This window comes from Chryseobacterium sp. SIMBA_029, assembly GCF_046535275.1.
In the GTDB taxonomy this organism is placed as follows: domain Bacteria; phylum Bacteroidota; class Bacteroidia; order Flavobacteriales; family Weeksellaceae; genus Chryseobacterium.
The window spans coordinates 1-277 of sequence record NZ_JAWRXA010000244.1 but is presented as its reverse complement, the minus strand read 5'-3'; the positions used below and the strand labels follow the sequence as shown (position 1 = coordinate 277).

Annotated in this window: 1 protein-coding gene; it reads right to left on the bottom strand. The window is 62.5% G+C overall.

Annotation, left to right across the window (positions count from 1 at the left end; translation table 11 throughout):
• Positions 1-277: methylenetetrahydrofolate reductase (locus tag SB679_RS24000; RefSeq protein ID WP_410704749.1), on the bottom strand; the 277-nt coding region annotated here is incomplete at both ends.

Genomic DNA, 277 nt, shown 5'->3' with positions numbered 1-277 from the left:
CTACTCCGGCCCAGACCGGGAGGTGCACGCCCTGCCGCCGGAGCAACGCCGCATAATTGTGGATCGCATTGGCCGAGAAGCACATCTGGGTCACCACCCTTGTGGCGTATTCCTGTTTGGCGGCCAAGGCTTCCAATAACTGCAGTCCGTTGATGTTTGGGTGGCCCTCGGGGTACCCTGCCACCCCCACCGCCATCTTCCCGCCTGTGATGTCTGCAATATCCCGCACGAGTTCGATGCCGGTTGAATACGGTCCCGCCGGATGGGGCGCATCACC